Source organism: Ketobacter sp. MCCC 1A13808 (assembly GCF_009746715.1).
GTDB lineage: Bacteria > Pseudomonadota > Gammaproteobacteria > Pseudomonadales > Ketobacteraceae > Ketobacter.
On the sequence record NZ_VRKW01000001.1, the window covers coordinates 324,866 to 346,676 of the forward strand.

The window sequence follows — 21,811 nt, forward strand, 5'->3', positions numbered from 1 at the left end:
CTATTTTTCCAGATGTATGGTCGTTTCCATCGATAGGCCAATCCGCAACGGCCGTTGTCGCAATTGATTAGGATCAATTTCGATACGCACAGGTAATCTTTGCACGACCTTGATCCAATTCCCCGTCGCATTTTGAGCTGGAATTATTGCGAACGCCGCCCCGGTTCCTCCGGCGATTCCGGCAACCTTACCGTTATAAATATACTGATCCCCATACAGGTCAGCTTTAAGAGTGACTGCTTGCCCCACTTTCACATCCTTAAGTTGAACTTCCTTGAAATTCGCACTGACAAATACCTCATGGAGAGGAACGATATTCATCAACGTTGCGCCGGCCTGCACTCTCTGCCCAATTTGAACGGATCGCTTTGCAATCAATCCATCCAAGGGGGCACGAATCACACTACGCTCGAGATTCCATTCAGCCTGCTGTAACTGAACCTCGGCGGCTTTAATTTCGGGGTGGTTTTGTAACGTCGTGTCGTCGATCAGCGCACGATTGGCGTCCCGGTCAGCACGTGCCAGTTCAAGTTGAGCCTGGGCTACGGAAAGCGCTGCAGTAGCTTGATCCACACGATTACCTGCGACAGCCAATTCCTCTTTCGAAATCGCGTTGTCACGCGCAAGGTTTTGCCGACGAGCATACTCGCGCTCTATATGAGCTAAATCCGCGCCTGCACTGGTCAGCGCCGCCTCCCGGGAAGCAATCACCGCACCTAGCGCCAAATCATTGGCAAAGTAACCCCGCACTCTGCGCTGGGCTTGCCAAAAATGTGCTTCGGCCCGGGCAACGGATAGGCGCAAGTCCTTATCATCCAGCACTACCAGGACATCACCTTCATGAACAAACTGAGTATCCTTAACTTTGATATCCGCTACCGCACCAGAGACCAAAGGGGTCACCTGTGCCAATTCAGCGTTGACATAGGCGTTATCTGTTGTAATTCTGTGAGCACTTCCGATGATTGCCCCATAGCTGAGCCCAGCAGCCGCGACCAGAAACACCAGGAGTGCCAACAGGGTAAATGCCCGCTGACGCGTGTGGGAATTGAAACCCGGATGAGCGTCCTCCGCGGTTGCAATATCCTGATCGATCTTGGCTTGACCTGCGGAGACAGGGTTGTTCTTTCTAAACTGCATACGATCTTTAAAACCCTCATTGAGCTTCACGCGCCTTTGCAGGGGCGTGAACCCTACCGCGATTTATAACCGTACCGTACGGTACATTTATAATATCATTTGAAGGAGGGGCTGGTGTCAAGCTGAATATTAAATGTCGGGGAGTTTAATAAGACTTAACGGCTACCAACTGACGGTGGTGCTGCCTTATTTAGTCGAGGCCCTGTTCGTTACTGAGTAGCCTCTAAAAAAGAAATTTGCAACCGAGCGAGAGGCCTGCTTCAACAGATCCTCGGAAGCAGTTTCAATGACACCGGCCAGCACTAGCTGCACGGGGGGCCCGTAGCACAACGAGTACATGTGCATCGCTGCCTCCAAAGGGTCTGCCTTTATAAAATAGCCTTCACGCATTTTCAGGTCATAAAATTTCGCAAATTTATCGAGATACTTTTTACCCTCCAACTCATGCATTTTTTTACCGATATTTGTGCGCCTGCCCTCGCTAATAAGCATACGCCTAAATTCCATCATTTCTGTCGTGCACAGCAGCTTCATAACGTGGTATACGAAATTCTCCAACGCTACTTTGGGATCGCAGGCTTGCTCCAGATCATCAATCAGCGGTCTCGCAGTCAAGCGCGCCATTTCTTCCATCACTGCAAAGAACAGTGCTTCCTTAGAGCTGAAATAATTGTAAAGCGTACTTTTCGAGCCACCAACGCGCATCGCTATTTCTGAAATACTCGCACCACCGTACCCCTTCTCAATGAATACGTCTGTCGCTGCTTTGAGAATCTCTTTCCGTTTGTCTTCGCTTTTCGATCTCACTTATAGCCTTCTATGCCACACTCACCAGGGGCAGATGTTAATCGGCATTGACACCGTGTTCAATCACCCGCTGCATTTAACCGAAGCTGATTTCAGCTCAACCCGCCCCCGCTCGACACAAGTATGAACGTTGGCTGTGTTTACTCATTTTGGGCTGCCCTATAGACTAGACCCACCCTGGAGATACATTACTGTGCAGGAAACCGCTGTAAACCCACCGATATGAACGCAGAAAAACGCCACCAGATTTTCTCCCGTTTACGGGAACAGAACCCGAACCCAACCACCGAACTGGACTATTCCAGCACCTTCGAATTGCTGATTTCGGTGGTGCTATCAGCCCAGGCAACGGATGTCAGCGTTAACAAGGCCACGGCCAAACTCTATCCGGTTGCCAATACGCCGGAAGCCATCTACGCCCTGGGCGTTGAGGGGCTGACCCCTTATATAAAAACCATCGGCTTGTTTAACAGCAAGGCAGTTAACGTTATTAAAACCTGTAAGATCCTGATGGATCAGTACCATAGCGAGGTGCCCGCCAATCGGGACGCGCTGGAATCCTTACCCGGAGTCGGCAGGAAAACCGCTAATGTGGTCCTGAACACGGCCTTTGGGCAGCCGGCCATGGCGGTGGATACCCACATATTCAGAGTGTCTAACCGCACCCGCATCGCGCCCGGCAAAAATGTGCTGGAAGTGGAGAAAAAGCTCATGCGGATGGTGCCGAAAGAGTTTCTGCTGGATGCCCATCACTGGTTGATTTTGCACGGGCGCTATGTGTGTACCGCCCGCAAGCCCCGCTGTGGCGCCTGTATTATCGAAGACCTATGTGAATTCAAAGACAAAACCGAGTACGATTGACCACTCAGTTACGAAGCAATAGCCTGATTAAGGAACGCCTGAGTATGTTCGAGACCAAACTATTGGAAATTCTGGTTTGCCCAGTGAGCAAAGCCAAACTGGAATACGATGCCGATAAATCCGAGTTAATCTGCCTGGCCAGCAATATGGCGTATCCGGTGCGGGACGGCATCGCCGTGATGCTGGAAGAAGAAGCCCGTACCATTAGCCTGGATGAAAAAGAATCCTACAAGCGCCGCCCCCGCCCTCCCCAATATTAACCCCGGTGTGCAGGCAAACGGTGTTAGAGCTTTTCTCTAGTTTATGCACCGAGCCTGCTCCAAAGTGCCTCCAGGTAAATTATGCCAAAAACCTCCCAAACTTTACTTGAATACGAAATTATCGAACCCGGACGAGAAGCCACCGCCTGTGTTATCTGGCTACATGGACTGGGTGCAAGTGGCCACGATTTTATCCCGGTGGTTCCCCACCTGCCGTTAGCGGATGACTTGTCAGTACGCTTTATTTTTCCCCATGCACCCAGTATTCCCGTGTCTTGCAACTCAGGTTATGTGATGCCGGCATGGTATGACATTCTGGCGCTTACCGAGGTGCGTGAAATCAACCAATCCCATCTGGAAGATTCACGCATGGCAGTGTCGCTGTTGATCGAACAGCAAATTGAGCAAGGCATTCCTTGCGAAAAAATTCTGCTGATTGGTTTTTCCCAGGGAGGTGCAGTGGTCTATCACACCGGACTTCAGTATCCGCAAAAATTAGCGGGTCTGATTGCGTTATCCACCTACATGCCTAATCCACAATTGTTGGATGACACCGCCAGGACCACGAACCAGAATATAACGATCCATATTGCTCAGGGCACTGCAGATGACATGGTGAAAGAACCCGTAGCCTACCTCGCTTATGAATGGTTGCAGCAACATGAATACAAGGTGGACTGGACCACTTACCCTATGGGCCACGAAGTATGTATGCCTGAAATCCGTCAAATAGGCACCTGGATTACTGAGCTATTAAAAGACTGATACCGGATTAGCTTTTCTTGCCCAGCAGCTCAATAGAATAACCATCCGGGTCTTTGACAAAGGCCAGGATGGTGGAGCCATGCTTCATCGGACCGGGCTCTCGGGTAATCACCCCGCCCCGCTCACGGATTGCATCACAGGCTTTGTAAACGTCGTCGACCTCCAGAGCCACATGCCCATAGGCGTTGCCCAGCTCGTATTGATCGGTGTCCCAGTTGTGGGTCAGCTCCAGACAAGCCTGCTCCGACTCTGCACCAAACCCCACAAAGGCCAGCGTGAACTTGCCGTCGGGATAATCCTTCTTACGCAACAATTTCATGCCCAGGACTTCGGTATAGAATGCTAAAGACGCGTCCAGATTCGTTACGCGGATCATGGTGTGTAGTAATCTCATGGTCTCTCTCCTCTCTTTAAACCAAGGTAAGATTATAGAGAACAGGTAACGACTACAATATTCCAGTTACACCAGTGGAACACCCTTACTGACCCGACGACGAAAATCCCACATTACATAATAGAACGGCAGCTGACGCAGCACCCGCGGCGTTGCGCAATTCACGCTTCGGATCACCGACATCAAGCGTTCGAATTTACGTTGCTTGCCGCTATCCCAAGCAACACACAATTCATCGCGGAACGCCGGAGGTAGAAAGCCGATGGTCATAAAGCGATTCACCGGGCCGAATAATTTACTGAGAATCGGATGCAAGAACTCCAGATCAATCAAGCGATTAAAAAAGTCACGTGTGGTCTCGTCAATTTCCATTTTCGCGAGCCCTTCTTGCCAGTAGCGCTCAAAAGCGTCTTCATCCGCAGGCCACATATCCGCTTTTACCTGCAGCGTGGTACCTAACTGCGAACCCAACCGATAAAACGCCTGGCGTTGCGACGGGCTCATCCGATAACCCAGTTTTTGGTTGGTATCCACAATGCCCCAATACAAACAGGCCGCTACCCACATCTGTAACTCCGGATCGAAGGCATTGTATTTAACCTTGGATTGTTCAGTGGAATGCACTTGCCGATGGGCACCGTTTACGGCTGCACGATACAGCTGCTTTTCTTCCGCGGTGCCAAGCCAGACAATGCCGAGATAGGTAATGGTGGTACGCGCTCGTTTAATCGGATGTTTGAACAACGCGCCACTTTCAACACGGCTCTCCACCACCCCATGACCTACCGGTAACCGGGCCAGTTGCATTATCACATTGGCAGCGCCGGCCATAATCGCAATGGCATCCAACACGCCGGGAAATTGTTGATCCCACTCCTTGGGGGTCAATGGAGACGGCCTCTGAGCGCTGTCTTTTTGTGTCGGTGTTTGGGTTGAATTAATCGCCGGCATTCTGAAACCTCATGTACATTGCAACCAATAACGCTATCCATCTGCCCCGGTGCGAAACAACGCCCACCGAGACATGTAAGCATATTTGTATCACTGATTACAGCAGTGTACATTGACCAAATCATTCAAACTGATGGCAATTACAGATAAGGACACGTCCCCTTGCTTAGCCGGGCATCACGTACAGACCCATCGCATCCAGTTTCTGGGGGGTTTCATCCAGAGCCCGCTCCACTGCTTCGCCAGTCAACCAGTCACAGGCCACCGCTTGCAAGAACTGCTGCTGGGCTTCAGAATCAACGGCGGCAGCCATGACCTGCATACCCAATTGGTGAGCCATGTCGATTACCCCTTTTATGATGGCCTGATCGGATTTGGAGATATCACAGACAGATACAAAGCTATCGCTTAATTTCACCAGGGAATACGGCACATCTTTAAGCAACGATAACGGCGCGTATCCGGTGCCGAAGCTATCCAGAATCAGATTAAAGCCGTTGCGACAAAGTTCATTCAGCACTTCACCGTGCTGCCCCAAACGCACGGTATAATAGGTTTCCGGTAATTCCAGATAGATCTGATCGCTGGCCAGCCCCACTTGCGCTATCGAGGTAATCACCCAATCCACCCCACCATCCTGCAGCAGAATCGCGGGTGACATGGGTAATATAAGGCGCACTTTGTCTTTGGCCTCACTTTCCAGTGATTCGAAACGCTGTAAAGCCTGCATCCATAACCAGCGGAAAATATCCGCCGCCAGGCCCGCTTCCTCTGCTGCGGCCAGGAACGTTTCCAGTGCAATTTCACCGCGCTTGGGGTGCACCCAACTCAAGCGAACCTCACAAGCCACTACCGCGCGGCTATCGAAATGGGCGACCGGTAGATACTGAATACGCCATTGCTTCTGTTCCACAGCCTGACGCAGTTCAAATTCCATCTGCATTTGTTCAAGCCGCAGCTTATTCATTTCGACTGTGAAATATTGATAGCTGTTGCGACCAATGGCTTTGGCCCTCACCAAAGAGGCTTCTGCATTTTTAAGAAGGGTTTTAGCATCATCACCACAGGTGGGATAAACACTTACGCCAATCGAACAACCAGTAAAAACTTCATGACCATCAATTAAAAAAGGTTCACGAACGCGTTCGATAATCTTGTTGGCTACCATGCCGGCGTTTTCCGGTATATCGATATGAGTGAGCACCACGACAAACTCGTCCCCTTCCATGCGACCCACTAAATCATCGCGCCGCACAACTTCAAGAATACGTTCAGAAACTGCCTTAATCAGCAAATCACCACGATCGTGTCCCAGGCTTTCGTTGATATACCGAAAGTGATCCAGATCCACACACAGCAGGGCGAAATAAAACCCCGAGATTCCCGCCTTCAGCATATTGCGATCAATGGAATCTTCCAAAGAGGCACGTAAAGGCAGATTAGTCAGGTGATCAATTTTGGATAATGACGCCAGTTTATCTTTCGATTCCCGTGTGTCTTTAAGTTCATGGAAAGCGAACAGCAAATGGATATTGTGTTTGTTTGTTAACGGTACAGCCGCAAATTTTACGCTGATTGCGATACCGTCACCTCGCCACAATATTGATTTATCGACTTGCAAAATTTGCTCGCGGGAGGTCACCTTGGATACCGGATGTTCTTTCCAGTTCGAACGTACTTTTGAGCAGGAATGTTCAAACAGACTTTCCAGATAAGTGCCTGCTAATTGCAGACTACTGACTTTCAGAATTCGTTCAGCTTCGTGGTTTGCAAACAATATCTGGCCGCGTTCGTCTATCGCCAATACCCCATCGTGATTGCTGTCCGCTTTTTTACCTTTTGATTTTACGGCCAGTTGTTCGATCGCCCGGCGGTAACGATATTGTTTCAGGTAATCCGTCAAAACTCGTTGTAACTTCTTCTCCGACAGGGGTTTAGTCAGTACGTCCACCAACGTAAACATGGCTTGATACAAGCTCATCTTACGTTCGGATAGATTCCCGACAACAAACAACACCGGAATATGGCGGGATTTTTTGCCTGACTTTAAAAGGTTTAACAATTGATAGGCATCCGGATCCGCTAGCTGCGAATCCAAAATGACCAGTGCCGGCTGGTGGCTAACCACCAGATTAACCAGGTTCTTACCGCTGACTGCAGCCAGGCATTGTGCACCCAAAGCTTGAATCACTTCAGTGTAATACGCGATGTTGTTATCCAGCGGATCACCAACGATAACGAGCGGCGTTTGATCATTCATAAGGTTTTCTTAAGTTCGGTGAGCATTAAGACTTGAGTATAGTTTCAGATTGGTGCAGTGCTCGGATTCAGATACAAAAAAAGCCCTGCCAACACTAGCCAGAGCTTTTTTAAACCAAAATTAACTCGTTGTTACAAAAGATGTTATTTAAGTTTACGACCTTTCGAGGCAGCAATGCGCAGACGCAGTGCATTGAGTTTGATAAAGCCTTCGGCATCCTTCTGATCGTACGCTCCGGCATCGTCTTCGAACGTGGCAATACGATCATCAAACAAGGATTGGTCCGATTGTCGGCCAACGACCGTGACATTGCCTTTATACAGTTTTAGTCGCACCACGCCGTTCACTACATCCTGGGTCTGATCAATCATCGCCTGCAGCATGGTCCGCTCCGGGCTCCACCAGTAGCCGTTATAAATCAGCTCGGCGTATTTGGGCATCAAGCTGTCTTTCAGGTGAGCCACTTCCCGATCCAGGGTAATCGATTCTATGGCGCGGTGAGCACGCATCATAATGGTCCCGCCGGGTGTTTCGTAGGCGCCGCGGGCTTTCATACCCACATAACGGTTCTCAACAATATCAACTCTGCCAATGCCATTGTCGCCGCCGACTTTGTTCAGCTGTGCCAGTACTTCATGGGCCGCCAGACGCACCCCGTCAATAGCCACGATATCGCCGCCTTCGTAGCTCAGCTCAATATAGGTGGGCTGGTCTGGCGCGTTCTCAGGGCTCACGGACCAACGCCACATGTCCTCTTCCGGTTCTGACCAGGGGTCTTCCAGAATGCCGCCTTCATAAGAAATATGGAGTAGATTAGCGTCCATAGAATAAGGGGATTTTTTACCGGCTTTAGAGAAATCCACCGGAATCTGATGTTCCTGTGCATAGTTCATTAGTGTTTCGCGCGAGGTCAGGTTCCATTCGCGCCAAGGCGCAATCACCTTAATACCCGGTTGCAATGCGTAAGCGCCCAACTCAAATCGCACCTGATCGTTGCCTTTGCCGGTGGCCCCGTGAGAGATCGCATCCGCTCCGGTTTCTTCCGCTATTTCCACCAGACGCTTGGCAATGAGCGGACGTGCGATTGACGTGCCCAGCAGGTACTCACCTTCATAGATGGTGTTAGCGCGAAACATGGGGAATACAAAGTCACGCACGAACTCTTCCCGCACGTCCTCAATGAAAATTTCTTTGATTCCCATGGCCTCGGCTTTGGCTCGGGCGGGCTCGACTTCTTCTCCCTGCCCCAGATCGGCGGTAAACGTGACCACCTCGCACTGATAGCTTTCCTGCAGCCATTTTACAATGACAGAGGTATCCAGACCGCCAGAATAGGCAAGCACCACCTTGTTGATATCAGACATGCGTACGATCCCTTCCACAGAAATAAATGGTCAAACTGAAAAGGCGCGTATTGTACCTGATTGGCGGGATGATTTCCTACCGCCCGGTGGTCCCATTGACCCTGTAACAGGGTTTGTTCATGCAAACTCAGCCTGGGAAAGCTGGCATGGACTACCTCACCAGGCGTATCGAGGCACGGCGGTCGTCTGCAGAATATTGCTCTTTCTGGAAGCGTCTGGAGCTGCGGCCTTCACCGTGGTAGTTCATCACTATTAATTCCGGCATCACGCCCTGCTCTTCAAGATAGGTTTTCACCGCCGCAGCACGCAAGCGGGAAAGCTCCCAATTGTGACCACGCCGGCCTGGCTTGTCGGCGTAACCGTCAATGTATATTTTCTTTATGGAAGGATCCAGGTTGATATAACCGGCAATCAAATCCAGGCGTTGCTGAATTTCGGGATTAATTCCAACTTTATTGATTCCGAACAGCAGCCTGGACTGGCGTAGCTCTTCAAAGTTCGCCGGGTACAAGCCCGACACACAGGATAGATAGTCACGGTAAGCACGTTGAAAATTCACCGCCGAAACGCCCACTGTGACCGGATGTTCGTTAAACCAGCCGGGGTGACTGAAAGACGGCGTCATCCCCACCTGCAACTCCGCCAGCATTTGGTTCGCGACCTCTTCAGCTAACTCGATGGGTCGTCGCCCCGCTTTGAAATCCGTGGTGCCGATCGGCCTGGAGACCAATCCGCTGCGCCATTCCGGTGCCTCTACCGACATCTCGGCTTTTCCACCCCGGCTTATGGGTCGATACAAATCCATATAGAATTGCAGCGTTTGTCCCGCATTGGCTTCAAATACGGCGTCGCCGTAATTGGGAACGGATTGCCACAGGCGACATTGCAAAGGAGAAGGGTCCAAATGCCAGACGGACTCATCCACCCGCGCCTCGTAGGTATGAGAGAACGCCGGACTCGGGGCCAAAAAAGCTAAAATAATCAGAAGGATACGCCACATATTCACATCGTCCAACCAGCTATCCATGGTTAATAAAACCGGGTAATACCTTATTCTATCGACCCCCTGAGCGGATTCTTGAGCCCTCTGGTGGGTATTTTGGTGTAAAAAATTTGTGCCCTGTACGGTGGTAAGTTAGCATCGCGGCTTATTCATAAGAACTTGCCCTGATGAGTGACGATAATACCGCCCTGTGTAACCGCTTCCGTGGCTATCTTCCTGTAGTCATCGATGTTGAGACCGGTGGCTTTAACCATGAGACCGATGCGTTATTGGAAATTGCTGCTGTCATCCTGGATATGGATGAAAACGGCAACCTGATTCCGGGACAGCAGATTCACCACCATGTGGTGCCCTTCGAGGGTGCCAACATAGAACAGGCCGCCCTGGATTTTACCGGTATCGACCCCTACCACCCATTCCGAGGTGCGGTGGATGAAGTCGTCGCGATCAAAGATATGTTCCGTGCAGTGCGACAGGCCATGAAAGAAGCCAATTGCACCCGCAGCATCCTGGTAGGCCACAACGCTTTTTTCGACCGGGATTTTGTAAACGCTGCCGTCAACCGTAATGGCATCAAACGCAACCCGTTTCATCCTTTCTCCTGCTTCGATACTGCCACCATCGGCGGCCTGGCGGTTGGTCAGACGGTTTTGGCCAAAGCCTGCCGTGCAGCACATATCCAATTCAGTAATTCGGAAGCCCATTCCGCTATTTACGACGCCATGAAAACAGCCGAATTCTTTTGCTGGGTGGTGAACAGATGGAAAGCAATGGGCGGATGGCCGCTGCGGGAAAACGACGGCCACCCGCTTTAACCACACGGCGCGCCGATATTGGGAGAAACGGCAAAGAAAGCGCATGAGGGGATGCGCGAATACCGGACATTTACCTGGCTGACTTCTCTTTCATCATAATAAGGGTATCCTGAACATCCCTTTACGTTGCAAGGCGATCATTATGAGTAAGCAGGATAATTCGTTTAAAGATTATTTTTCTTCCGGTGCTGATAGCTACAGGCGTTTTCGCCCAATTTATCCGGACGACTTGTACCAATATTTAGCGACAACAGCCCCCAACAAACAGCTGGCGTGGGATATCGGTTGCGGTAATGGACAGGCAGCGATCGCGCTGTCGGGGTATTTTCAGCAGGTTATCGCAACCGATGCCAGCGCTGAACAAATCGCGCAAACCCAACCCGGAGACAATCTGAAATTTTTTGTCAGCCCGGCCGAACACATCGACGCAGCCGATAACAGCATCGACCTGATCACCGTGGCACAAGCCATCCATTGGTTCGATCATGCCCGCTTTTTTAAAGAGGTTGACCGTACGCTAAAGCCTGGCGGGTTATTCGCAGCCTGGGGTTACCAATTGCTTTATACCGACACTCCTCTGGACGCAACAATCGAACGCTTTCATAGCGAAATTGTAGGACCATACTGGCCACCGGAACGTGCGCTTTTGGATAACGGCTATACGCGCATTGCGTTCCCCTACCCGCGCCTGGATAACCCGCCGTTTTATATGCGCACACGCTGGACATTCGATGAACTTATCGGCTATCTCAACACCTGGTCTGCGGTAAAACTCTACGAGAAAACGAACAATACAAATCCCCTTGAATTGCATTTTGATGAGATCAAAGCCGCTTGGGGTGATCCAAAGAAAGAACAGCCAATTCACTGGCCGTTGATACTGTACGCAGGAAAAAAATCAGAGTGAGACCAGCGCCAATAGCCCGGTCATTAGTCGGAAATTGCGTATTGACCGGTGTCGTCCGACTTGTCATGTCTGGGCTCGAACGCACCCGCTGCGCGATAGCGATCCAGAAACTCCCGGTGAAGACCCGATGCAAATTCCGCCTTCTCCATATGCAGCATATGTCCGCACTCGGATAATTGCAGATACTCCGCGTCCGGCAAGGTTATTTTCCAGTAAGGTTCCCGCAATAACGGCGTCACCCTGTCCTCATCACCATTCAGAATCAACGTAACGGATCGGATCTGGCGAATTTGCGCCATCAGTAAGGGGCTGGAACTGGCCAAATCGTGCATGCTATTCACTAAGCGGCTCTTGTACTTTTTCACTTCACGTAAATTGTAACGCAGCACGACATTCGGGATAGTAGGAGGGCTCGCAAAAGTACGCCGATAAAAATTCTGCAAAGGCAGCAAACTATTGCTGTCCATGATGTCGTTGATTTCCTCAAGATACTCCCTGAACAGTTCTCCCTTGTTTTTAAATACGTCCGGGAACGAAATAAAGGTAGCCGATTTCACCAGCTCCGGTCTGGTCGCCGCAAAATACGCTCCTACGGCGCAACCCATGGAATGACACACCAAATGCACGTTGGCCACTCTCAAGTGCAGAATGACTTTTTCCAACCATATGGCTAACTGCCTTAGGGTGTGCTTTTTCTGGGCAAAATTGGTGTGCAGGCTGAGTCCCGGAACATCAAGAGAAATCACCCGATAATGTTCGGTGTACGCGCGCATCATACTGCGCCACTGCGTTTTCGAGCCCATCATCCCATGTATGAATATAATGGTCTCGGCTTTGCTCCCCTCTTTGCCTCCTTCCAGATACTTGAACTCTTCGCCCTCAATATCCATACAAAGCGAACGCAACCCACCCAGGTAACCACGAACGTAGCGGGATAGGTTCTTAAGTTCTGGGGATTCAAATAGGCTCAAAACTTCCTCTTACTTCAGCTGCTGTCAGCCGTTTGATTGACTTTGTGTACTATAAGATGCACGAGTGTGCCACACAAAACAAAAGGGTACAGTTGAGTTTTTGTGTGGCAATGTTGTGTTACTTAGGGATATAGGTCTGCCGTTTTCACTTTACCAGTTTCAGCTTGGGGACTTTAAAACAAGGCACTTCCGGGCACACGAGGGAATGGAATCACATCGCGAACGTTGTCCAGACCGGTGATATAGTTAAGTAACCGTTCAAAGCCCAAACCAAATCCTGCGTGGGGCACCGTTCCATATCGGCGCAGATCCCGATACCACCACAGGTCCTCTTTGAGCCCGAGTGCATCCATTTTTTCATCCAACAAGTCCAGCCGTTCTTCGCGCTGACTGCCCCCGATGATTTCACCAATTCCCGGAGCCAGTACATCCATGGCAGCACAGGTTTTATCATCGTCGTTGGCCCGCATATAAAACGCCTTAATAGACTTAGGATAATTCATCAGAATCACCGGCCGGCCGACATGCTCTTCTGCCAGGTAGCGCTCGTGCTCTGATTGCAAATCGACACCCCAATGCAAGGGAAATTCAAACTGTTTGCCGCACTTTTCCAAGATGGTAATCGCCTCGGAATAATCCATTCTAACAAACTCGGAATCGACGATGGATTGCAGCCGGGTGATGGCATCGGCATTGACATGCTGGGCGAAGAACGCCATATCATCGCCGCACTCGTTGAGCACCGCTTTAAAAATTGTCTGTAGGAATTCTTCCGCCATATCCGCGTTATCCTGCAGATTGGCAAAGGCCACTTCCGGCTCCACCATCCAGAATTCGGCCAGATGCCGGCTGGTGTGAGAGTTCTCGGCGCGGAAGGTAGGTCCAAAGGTGTAAATGCGTGACAACGCGGTACAAAATGCTTCTCCATTCAGCTGACCGGATACCGTCAGAAACGCCTCATCGGCAAAAAAATCACGAGAGAAATCAATTTCGCCCTTATCGTTGCGCGGAACCTGTAAAAGATCCAGGGTGCTGACTCGGAACATTTCACCCGCCCCCTCGCAATCGCTTGCGGTGATAATCGGTGTGTTTACCCAGTTAAAACTGCGTTCAGAGAAGTAACGATGAATAGCCTGGTAGGCACTGTTACGTACCCGCGCCACCGCGCCGAATGTATTTGTCCGTGGCCGTAAATGAGCCACCGTGCGCAGATATTCGAAACTGTGTCGTTTTTTCGCAACAGGATAAGTTTCCGGATCATCGACCCAACCCAGCACCGAAATCGCCTGCGCTTGCAGTTCCACCGCCTGCTCTTTACCGGCGGATTTCACCAGCTCGCCGCTCACCTCCACGCTGCAACCGGCGCTCAATTTCAGCACGTCGTCCTGATAATTCGGCAACGATTGATCCGCTACCACTTGTATACCATCGAACGCGGACCCGTCATGCACATTAATAAAAGAGAAACCCGCCTTGGAATCACGCCGGGTACGCACCCACCCACGGATACTCACCTGAGATCCCAGCGGAGCCTTTGCCGCCAGGTAATCGGAAATCTGAAGTGGCCAATCCATAAAAACCCTTTTCTAATCAATGATGTTAATCGTTACAAGATTCTCCCACCAAGGTCTGCGCGTCAAGGTGACTTTGGTGGATCCGACGCTCAACAAACCGTTCAACGCAGACAGCTAGCTGCACGGCCGGTGTGATTGGTTTCACAGTATCACAACAAATTCGTATTCAGCTAATTTCCGAATAAACAGTCTGTTAACGCATTTCCTTACGTTTATTTCCATAAAAATGCTAACAATGGGCTAGCACCCTAACTTAGTTATCTATACTGATTACTTAACCGTCATTTTAATTCCCGCGGACCTATGAAATTACAGACTAAGTTTTTCATCATCCTGGTGCTACTGGTGCTGGTACCTTCCCTGGTGATCATATCGCTAACCAAAGGCCGCTTTTCATCCATGGTAGAAGTCTCTACCCAAAAGCAGGTTGGCATGTTCGCTGAACAAGTATCCTGGTCTATTCAATCCAGCGAGGAAGCACTTGCAGACTTACAACAGACAATTGCTCAAATTTTAATCGAGTCCGAGAACGCTGTAACCGATCCTCGCGTCGAAACCAGCTGGATAGTGCACTTGACTGCACAACTGGACCAGCTCCGGCAAGAGCAGCCGTTTGCCCGCTATATTGAAATCAAACACGAGAACGGAAAAGTGCTCACTCATTCCGGTTATCCGTTGCAGAACCTGCAGAATCATCCCGGCCGGGCCTTTTTACAAAGTGATGGCCACCTTTTCTTATCCAGCACCCAATCCTTACCCCTCAATGCAACTAGCGAGAACTATCATTTACGCATTGATATCGGCCTGGACAACCTGGAACGACTAATTAAAACAACCCGACGAAAATCCCACACCATGCTCATGCTGCAAAACGCCGACCATGACATTCTGATTGATGACAGCTCGTTAGCGTCTGCATTGGACAGCGCCCTTGCACTTATTTCCGGCAATATAGGTACAGCAAACCATTCTCAGGCATTTACCTGGAACCGTTCCAGTTTTCATCTCAACCAGCAGAGTCTGTCCGGTCAGGCGTCTTTGATCGTTTTAAGCCCGAATCTTAACGAGGAAGTATTTTCAGAAAACCTGTATTCACAGCTGAGTTATGTGGCTGTGATTTCATTGCTATTCAGTCTTTTCATTATCCATGGCATGACCACCGCATTAATCACCCAGCCGCTGAAACAGTTTCAGAATCTGGTCAAAAATATTATGGATGGCAACCTCAAACAACGTCTAACCATGAACCGGAGCGATGAAGTAGGCCAGCTTTCCGGCAGCCTGGAAGACTTACGCAAACATCTGCAGGATACATCACAGCATATCGAGGAGCTGGCTTACTTTGACACCCTGACCGGGCTGCCGAATAAAGTTAATTTCATCGATACCATTCAAAAGCTGATTGAGAAATCAAATTCTTCACGACATCACGTGGCCATTTTATTTTTTGACCTGGACAATTTTAAACATGTGAATGACGGGCTCGGCCACGAACTTGGCGATACCTTGCTAATGCAAGTGGGTGCACGACTCAAGGAAAGCATTCGTAGTCACGATGTCCTCAGCAACAGCTCCAGAGAATGGAACGATGAAAACGACGCCATGATTGCACGACTGGGCGGAGATGAGTTCACTGTTGTCCTTTCCAAAATCGGTTCGGCCGGTGAAGCTGCGAAAGTAGCAGAAAGAATACTGCAACGACTGAGTCAATCGTTTCTGCTCAAAGACAGTGAAATATTCATCAGTGCCAGTATCGGCATTTCGATGTTTCCCAAAGATGGAAATACCCCTGAAATATTATTGAAAAACGCCGATTTAGCTATGTATTCAGCGAAATCAAATGGTAAGAACAATTTCCGATTCTACGATGCGCAAATGAATACCCCTATGCTGGAACGCATCGAATTAGAGTCTTCAATGCGCACCGCTTTGGAAAACCACGAATTCCTTTTGCACTTCCAACCGAAAATTCCGCTCAACGGGGGCCACCGCTATGAATACGAAACCCTGATGCGGTGGCAGCACCCTACCCGCGGCATGATCAGCCCCGGTTTGTTCATCCCCATGGCAGAAGACTGCGGATACATTCAAAATTTAGGAGATTGGGCGATTGAGCAATGCTGCATACAAATAGAACAGTGGAATCAGCGCGACATAAAACCGTTGAGTGTCTCTGTCAATTTGTCGCCCGTGCAGCTTAACTATGGTAACCCGCTCCAAACCATCAAGCGCTGCCTTGCTATCTATAAGGTCGAACCGCATCAGCTTGAAATCGAGATTACAGAATCCGGACTGATGCAAAACGAAAACCATGCGATTAATTTGCTAAGGGATATAAAAGCCTTGGGTGTGCGAATTGCGCTGGATGATTTCGGAACCGGCTATTCGTCACTGGCCTACTTGCTGCGTTTTCCCATCGACACGTTAAAAATTGACCGGGCGTTTATCAAAGATCTTGAACACAATGAAGAATCGTTAATCGTACTTGAAACCATTATCTCATTGGCGAAACGCCTGAATTTGGAAGTGGTTGCGGAAGGAGTGGAGACGGAAGAGCAGTTCAAACTGTTAAAAGACCGGGATTGTGATTACATCCAGGGATTCTACTTTTCCAAGCCGCTCATCGCAGAGGAAGCCATGGACTACGTAGTAGAGTATTTCAATGCGCTTCCGGAAACGATTAGCGTTTTCCCGGCACCTCGTCGTTTACCAAACTGATTGGCCCGAGGCACCGGGTGAGAACACAGATCTAGCTGCTGCTATTCTTCAACAACCGCTTCATCGATAACCGTTTTCAGCTCACCCTGCTGAGCCATCTCCATAATAATATCACTGCCGCCCAACAACTCCCCTTTCACCCACAATTGCGGAAATGTAGGCCAATTGGCGTATTTCGGCAGTTCCGCACGGATGTCCGGATGTTCAAGAATATTGACGTAAGCGAACGGTTTGCCGATGGTCATCAATGCTTCAACGGCACGGGAAGAGAAACCGCACTGGGGGAACTGGGGGGTACCCTTCATATAAAGAATGACATTATTGGTGGATATTTGGTCTTTTATGACTTCAAGCGTTTCCATTTTTGCACCTATAGCGGAAAATTGGTTTGCAAACAGAGCCCATTGTACCAAAGAGCCGCGCCGCAAACACCTAGTGTAATCAGGCGATCCCGCCCGTCCTGCTGGAACCCGATCGAGGTCGACGTGAAATAGAGTACGGGCCCGGTGGCATCAAAATGACGCTGACAGTCTCAATCGCATTTTTCGTGAACGGCAGGAACCTGCAAAAAATCATAGGGTTGATAGTTACGGTAGTGCGCTGGAGCCCACTGCCCCAGATTTACAATCGTCTCTATCGCAACATCAACATTGCTTTTGTCCGCTAACCATTGCGGGATTGCACCACCCCACTGACTACCTGCTTCAAAACGGGTTCGGGTTTTACAACCGGGCAATGCAGTCAATTGCCAGTGCCCGAAACTGGTCTGAACCCGTTTAAACCCCTTTAGTTCCGGAATGGCATCAGGCCGGTTTTGCATTTCAATATCGATGACACCCGCGCCAGGTTGTGAAACCGTAAACAACGTGATCGCGTCTCTCGCTTTAACTAACCAGGCTGAACCGGTTTGGATATGCACCAGTGTTTGTGTCGGGCTGAGTCGTTTTATCATTTCCACTTTTTTCAAATAGGGAAACCAGTTCAGCTGTTCAGCCGGATCCTGTAACAGCGCTAGCAACGGTAGTAGTGGTGCATTAATATCTGCCTCTACCCGCACTTTATCAAACGCACTTCCCGCTTCCGTCCAAACCGTAATACCTTCCTCGGGTGACTTCTGCTGCTGCCATGCCACGGAATCATCCGTAGCAAACAGCAGGCAGCCGCTTATTAACAGCAGCAATACAAATCGCATAACCTCGCTCCGTTTCGTTTATCGCTTGAGGCGCCGAGTGCGGCGACGCCCCACACCACGGCAATAATGCCTGTAGCGTTTTAATCGATCGCCGACACCGCAACGGGTACACCGTTCAACGCAGCGTTACCGGAGAGTTGATCCAAAAACCGATCGTCAGTGAGGTCATTGGCGCTGACGCCGGCGTTGGCTTGAGCAATCTCCAGTTGCACCCCTTCCCGGGTATGCCCCCAGCCATGAGGCAGACTCACAACCCCGCTCATCATCTCATCACTGGCTTCAAGCACCGCTATCACCTGCCCCACTCGGGAGCAAACCTGAACATCCTGACCGCTCACAAAACCCAGTTTTTCAGCATCGCGCGGGTTCATCAGCAACTGGCAACGCCCCTTGCCTTTGACCAGCCTTTGATAATTATGCATCCAGGAATTGTTGCTTCTTACGTGTCGACGCCCGATCAGGGAAAATGGCTTGTCCGGATCCGGTTCGGACGCCGCCAGCAAACGGGAAAGATCCTTTAAAACCGCTTCCGGCGCACAACGAATCATCTTATCCTGATGTGCCAATCGCTCAGGGAATTGTGACTCATGGGCACCCAGATCAATGCCGTGGGGGTTCTCCTGTAAGGCCTGGAAACTGACACTGTTCTTATGGGGGCCCGCTTGTAAGCCCATGGCCAACATCATTTCAGGCGCGAATACAGACGCAGGTTCGTTACCCAACAATGCGTTCACTTTTGCTCCCAGCTCCGACATGATCTCCCAATCATGACGAGTATCAGCCGGTTTAGGAAACAACGCCGGACTGTACTTAGCAACGTTGCGCACCGCAAACGGCAATAATGCCAAATCGTAGTGATCGTGTTCCAAAGGGCTGGTAGGGGGTAAAATCACATCGGCAAATCGGGTGGTCTCATTGATATAGAAATCGATGGATACCATAAATTCCAGGGAAGCTAAGGCCTGCTCCAACTGGCGCCCGTTCGGGGTCGACAACACCGGATTGCCTGCGCCAGTAATCAGGGCGCGAATCTGCCCTTCTCCCGACGTCAGGATTTCTTCCGCCAATGCTGAACTGGGCAACTCGCCACCGAATTCCGGCAAGCCCCGCACCCGGCTCTGCCAGACATTAAAATGACCGGGTTTACTGGTGGCGCCATAGATAGGATCAATAGCGGGCAAGCTAAAGGTGTAGCCGCCCGGCACATCCAGATGACCGGTGATAATATTGAGTAATTGGATACCCCATTGGCATACGGAACCAAATTGCTGAACCGAAATTCCCATGCGACCATAAATAGATGCCCGCTCTGTATGTGCAAGGTCATGAGCAAGTTGACGCAAGGTATCGGCAACAATACCGGTCTTGGATTCCGCTAATTCCGCAGTAAACGGTTGAACTGCTTTTTCCGCTTTATCCAGGTCCGCAAGATGCTTGCCCAAGTGCGCGGTTTTGACCCAGCCGTTGCGGAAAATTTCCCTCGCCATGGCCAACAAAAAATAGGCATCCGTACCCGGTCGGATAAATTCATGCTGATCGGCTATTTCTGCGGTTTCACTGCGGCGTGGATCAATTACCACCATTTTGCCGCCACGCTGACGCAATGCTTTCGCGCGAAGGCGAAAGCCCGGCACACTCCATATACTGCCATTGGATGCCATAGGATTACCGCCAACAATGATCAGTAAATCACTGCGGTCAATATCAGGCACCGGCACCTGCACCTGGTGTCCGTACATCCAATAACACATGAGCTGGTGCGGTAACTGGTCTACCGAGGTGGCCGAAAACCGGTTGCGGGTTTTTAAGGGTTTAAACAGATAACTGCTGTGGGTCATCATGCCCCAGTTATGTACCGTCGGATTTCCCATATAGATGCCCAGGGCATTGTTGCCATGCTGTTGTCGAATGCCAACCAGATTTGCTGCCACCAAATCGTAGGCTTCTTCCCAGCTGATGGTTTGCCATTGATCGCCGACCCGACGCATGGGAAAGCGCAATCGGTCAGGGTCTGTATGAATATCAACAATTGCTGTGGATTTCGGACAAACGTAGCCCTGGCTCAGGGGGTCTTCCGCATCCCCTTTCACGCTTAATACCTGATCACCTTCAGTGGTAATCTCCAGTCCGCACATGGCTTCGCACAAATGGCAAACCCGGTAGTGTGTCTGTTGCTTCTGCATTTGGTTTTGCATACCTTCGCCTCTCTCACTCAGTCCAGCCACCACCACCCGGTGTCGCCACTGTCAGTACATCCCCTGGTTTCACCTGCAAAGTCACTTTGCCGGCGACTATTTTATTATTTAACGTATTTCTGCCCCGTTCTGCCTCGCCTCCCCCGTTTAACCCCCACGGCGCATTGACACGTCGCTCCGTTAGCAGAGTCACTGTCGCCGGTTGCAAAAAGGCGACTTCCCGCACCAGACCATCGCCTCCCCGGTGCTGTCCCGTTCCGCCGGAACCGGTTCGGATCTGATAGCGCAGCACCCGCAATGGATAATGCGCCTCCAGGCTTTCCACCGGCGTATTCAGGGTATTGGTCATATGGGTCTGAACCGCACTCAACCCGTCCCCCGTTGGCGATGCACCCATTCCGCCGGCCATGGTTTCATAATAATCCCAGCGCCTGCCGTCATCATAAACGGCCCCCATTGCCAGATTGTTCATACTGCCGTGACTGGCAGCCGGAATCCGCTGCGGTATTGCTTGCGACAACGCGCCCAAAATCACATCGACAATGCGGGTACTGGTTTCCACATTGCCTGCGGCCACGGCTGCCGGATAACGTGCGTTGAGCAAACTGCCCGCTTCCGCTTTCAATTGAATGCACCGAAAGGCACCGGCACAGGCGGGCACCCGCTCCGGCATCAAGCAGCGAAACACATACAAAACCGCAGCCGCTGCGACCGACAACGGGCAGTTCACATTGCCCGGCACCTGAGCGGAGGTGCCGGCAAAGTCCACTTCAACCTCGCCGCTTTTAATAGTGATACAGGCCACAATCGCAATGTTTTCGTTACCCAGGCCGTCGTCGTCCAGACAATCCAGAAAACGGTACTCGCCATCGGGAATTTCCAGCAAGCTATCCCGGGCCAGGATTTCTGCGTACTGATTCAGATCCTCAACCATGCGCAAATAACCATTCGAGCCATAGCGCTCGATGAGCTGCTGCAAACGCGTCACACCCACCCGGTTCGCACTGACCTGTGCCGTGAAATCGCCAACCGATGTCACATCGCTCGCACTATCCTGCGATAAACTGCCAGCCGGCAGCCCCGCCAGCTTTTCCAATAATCCGAGCTGCCACTCACCTTTGCGAATCAGATAATCCGGAGCGATCACCACGCCTTCTTCGTGAAGATTACCGGATACCGGCATGGAACCCGGCGCACTGGCTCCAATATTGGCATGATGCGCACGGTTGGCGACAAAGGCGATGAGTGCACCGGCATCAAACACCGGAGCGATCACAGTGACATCCGGCAGGTGGGTGCCCCCCATAAACGGATCGTTCACCACCACCATATCACCCGCGGCCCATTCAAGTCGGGTCACGATAGACGCCATCGCGTAAGCCATGCTGCCCAGATGCACCGGAATATGGGCAGCCTGTGCAGTGAGATTACCTTTCGCATCAAAGATGGCGCAGGAGAAATCCAGACGGTCCTTGATATTGGGTGAAAAGGCAGCGCGCTTCAGCGCGGCACCCATTTCGTCGCAAATGGATTCAATTCTGCTGGAAAACACACTGAGTTCGATTGGGTTCATAGGTTCGGGTACACCGGATCGGAGAATCAAATGCAATTAGGGAAACACAACTTTGCGCGGC

Annotated in this window: 19 protein-coding genes; 6 read left to right on the top strand and 13 right to left on the bottom strand. The window is 50.6% G+C overall.

Features of this window, described 5'->3' with window-relative positions; all coding sequences use genetic code 11:
• Together FT643_RS01520 and FT643_RS23250 are read right to left on the bottom strand one after the other, a co-directional pair.
• A complete protein-coding gene (locus FT643_RS01520; RefSeq protein ID WP_156868912.1) occupies window positions 1-1,140 on the bottom strand; it encodes an HlyD family efflux transporter periplasmic adaptor subunit in 1,140 nt (379 codons plus the stop codon).
• A gap of 186 nt (window positions 1,141-1,326) precedes the next feature.
• Window positions 1,327-1,947, bottom strand: a complete 621-nt coding sequence (locus FT643_RS23250; protein ID WP_156868913.1) for a TetR/AcrR family transcriptional regulator — start codon at window positions 1,945-1,947, stop codon at window positions 1,327-1,329.
• A 222-nt stretch (window positions 1,948-2,169) separates the two neighbouring features.
• Here FT643_RS23250 and nth point away from each other — a divergent pair, with 222 nt between their 5' ends.
• The 3 genes from nth (at window position 2,170) to FT643_RS01540 (ending at window position 3,833) form a co-directional block, all read left to right on the top strand.
• A complete protein-coding gene (gene nth, locus FT643_RS01530) occupies window positions 2,170-2,808 on the top strand; it encodes an endonuclease III (protein WP_156868914.1) in 639 nt (212 codons plus the stop codon).
• 44 nt (window positions 2,809-2,852) lie between these two features.
• Window positions 2,853-3,068 carry a Trm112 family protein gene (locus FT643_RS01535; RefSeq protein ID WP_156868915.1) on the top strand — a complete coding sequence of 72 codons (216 nt, stop codon included), beginning with the start codon at window positions 2,853-2,855 and terminating at the stop codon, window positions 3,066-3,068.
• 81 nt (window positions 3,069-3,149) lie between these two features.
• On the top strand, window positions 3,150-3,833 hold the full coding sequence (locus FT643_RS01540) for an alpha/beta hydrolase (protein WP_156868916.1): 684 nt from the start codon (window positions 3,150-3,152) through the stop codon (window positions 3,831-3,833).
• A 7-nt stretch (window positions 3,834-3,840) separates the two neighbouring features.
• On the opposite strand, the gene gloA is transcribed toward FT643_RS01540, so the two are convergent.
• The 5 genes from gloA to FT643_RS01565 form a co-directional block, all read right to left on the bottom strand.
• Window positions 3,841-4,227 carry a lactoylglutathione lyase gene (gene gloA, locus FT643_RS01545; RefSeq protein WP_156868917.1) on the bottom strand — a complete coding sequence of 129 codons (387 nt, stop codon included), beginning with the start codon at window positions 4,225-4,227 and terminating at the stop codon, window positions 3,841-3,843.
• A gap of 66 nt (window positions 4,228-4,293) precedes the next feature.
• Window positions 4,294-5,178, bottom strand: a complete 885-nt coding sequence (locus tag FT643_RS01550) for an oxygenase MpaB family protein (RefSeq protein WP_156868918.1) — start codon at window positions 5,176-5,178, stop codon at window positions 4,294-4,296.
• A gap of 166 nt (window positions 5,179-5,344) precedes the next feature.
• Window positions 5,345-7,438 (bottom strand): two-component system response regulator, encoded by a 2,094-nt coding sequence (locus FT643_RS01555; RefSeq protein WP_156868919.1) that lies wholly within the window; start codon window positions 7,436-7,438, stop codon window positions 5,345-5,347.
• A 143-nt stretch (window positions 7,439-7,581) separates the two neighbouring features.
• Window positions 7,582-8,802: an argininosuccinate synthase gene (locus FT643_RS01560; RefSeq protein WP_156868920.1), complete on the bottom strand. Its 1,221-nt coding sequence runs from the start codon at window positions 8,800-8,802 to the stop codon at window positions 7,582-7,584.
• A 151-nt stretch (window positions 8,803-8,953) separates the two neighbouring features.
• Complete coding sequence (locus tag FT643_RS01565; RefSeq protein ID WP_156868921.1) at window positions 8,954-9,829, bottom strand: flagellar protein MotY; 876 nt, start codon at window positions 9,827-9,829, stop codon at window positions 8,954-8,956.
• A gap of 143 nt (window positions 9,830-9,972) precedes the next feature.
• Between FT643_RS01565 and rnt the strand changes: the two genes are divergently transcribed.
• Both rnt and FT643_RS01575 read left to right on the top strand, forming a co-directional pair.
• Window positions 9,973-10,620 (top strand): ribonuclease T, encoded by a 648-nt coding sequence (gene rnt / locus FT643_RS01570; protein WP_156868922.1) that lies wholly within the window; start codon window positions 9,973-9,975, stop codon window positions 10,618-10,620.
• A gap of 142 nt (window positions 10,621-10,762) precedes the next feature.
• Window positions 10,763-11,527, top strand: coding sequence for a class I SAM-dependent methyltransferase (locus FT643_RS01575; protein WP_156868923.1), 765 nt, complete (start codon window positions 10,763-10,765; stop codon window positions 11,525-11,527).
• Between the two features lie 23 nt (window positions 11,528-11,550).
• On the opposite strand, the gene FT643_RS01580 is transcribed toward FT643_RS01575, so the two are convergent.
• Entirely contained in the window at window positions 11,551-12,498 is a 948-nt protein-coding gene (locus FT643_RS01580; protein ID WP_156868924.1) for an alpha/beta fold hydrolase, read from the bottom strand.
• A 173-nt stretch (window positions 12,499-12,671) separates the two neighbouring features.
• A complete protein-coding gene (asnS, locus tag FT643_RS01585; RefSeq protein WP_156868925.1) occupies window positions 12,672-14,072 on the bottom strand; it encodes an asparagine--tRNA ligase in 1,401 nt (466 codons plus the stop codon).
• 303 nt (window positions 14,073-14,375) lie between these two features.
• Between asnS and FT643_RS01590 the strand changes: the two genes are divergently transcribed.
• Window positions 14,376-16,790, top strand: a complete 2,415-nt coding sequence (locus tag FT643_RS01590) for an EAL domain-containing protein (RefSeq protein ID WP_156868926.1) — start codon at window positions 14,376-14,378, stop codon at window positions 16,788-16,790.
• 41 nt (window positions 16,791-16,831) lie between these two features.
• Here the strand turns inward: FT643_RS01590 and grxD are convergent, their stop codons facing one another.
• The 4 genes from grxD to FT643_RS01610 form a co-directional block, all read right to left on the bottom strand.
• The gene (gene grxD, locus FT643_RS01595) at window positions 16,832-17,152 is read right to left on the bottom strand and encodes a Grx4 family monothiol glutaredoxin (protein ID WP_156868927.1); all 321 of its coding nucleotides are present in this window, start codon (window positions 17,150-17,152) and stop codon (window positions 16,832-16,834) included.
• Window positions 17,153-17,322: 170 nt separating this feature from the next.
• Entirely contained in the window at window positions 17,323-17,982 is a 660-nt protein-coding gene (locus tag FT643_RS01600) for an START domain-containing protein (protein WP_156868928.1), read from the bottom strand.
• An 80-nt stretch (window positions 17,983-18,062) separates the two neighbouring features.
• Window positions 18,063-20,177, bottom strand: coding sequence for a molybdopterin oxidoreductase family protein (locus tag FT643_RS01605; RefSeq protein WP_232339806.1), 2,115 nt, complete (start codon window positions 20,175-20,177; stop codon window positions 18,063-18,065).
• Between the two features lie 13 nt (window positions 20,178-20,190).
• Window positions 20,191-21,750: a hydantoinase B/oxoprolinase family protein gene (locus FT643_RS01610; protein WP_156868929.1), complete on the bottom strand. Its 1,560-nt coding sequence runs from the start codon at window positions 21,748-21,750 to the stop codon at window positions 20,191-20,193.
• Between the last annotated feature and the right edge of the window lie 61 nt (window positions 21,751-21,811).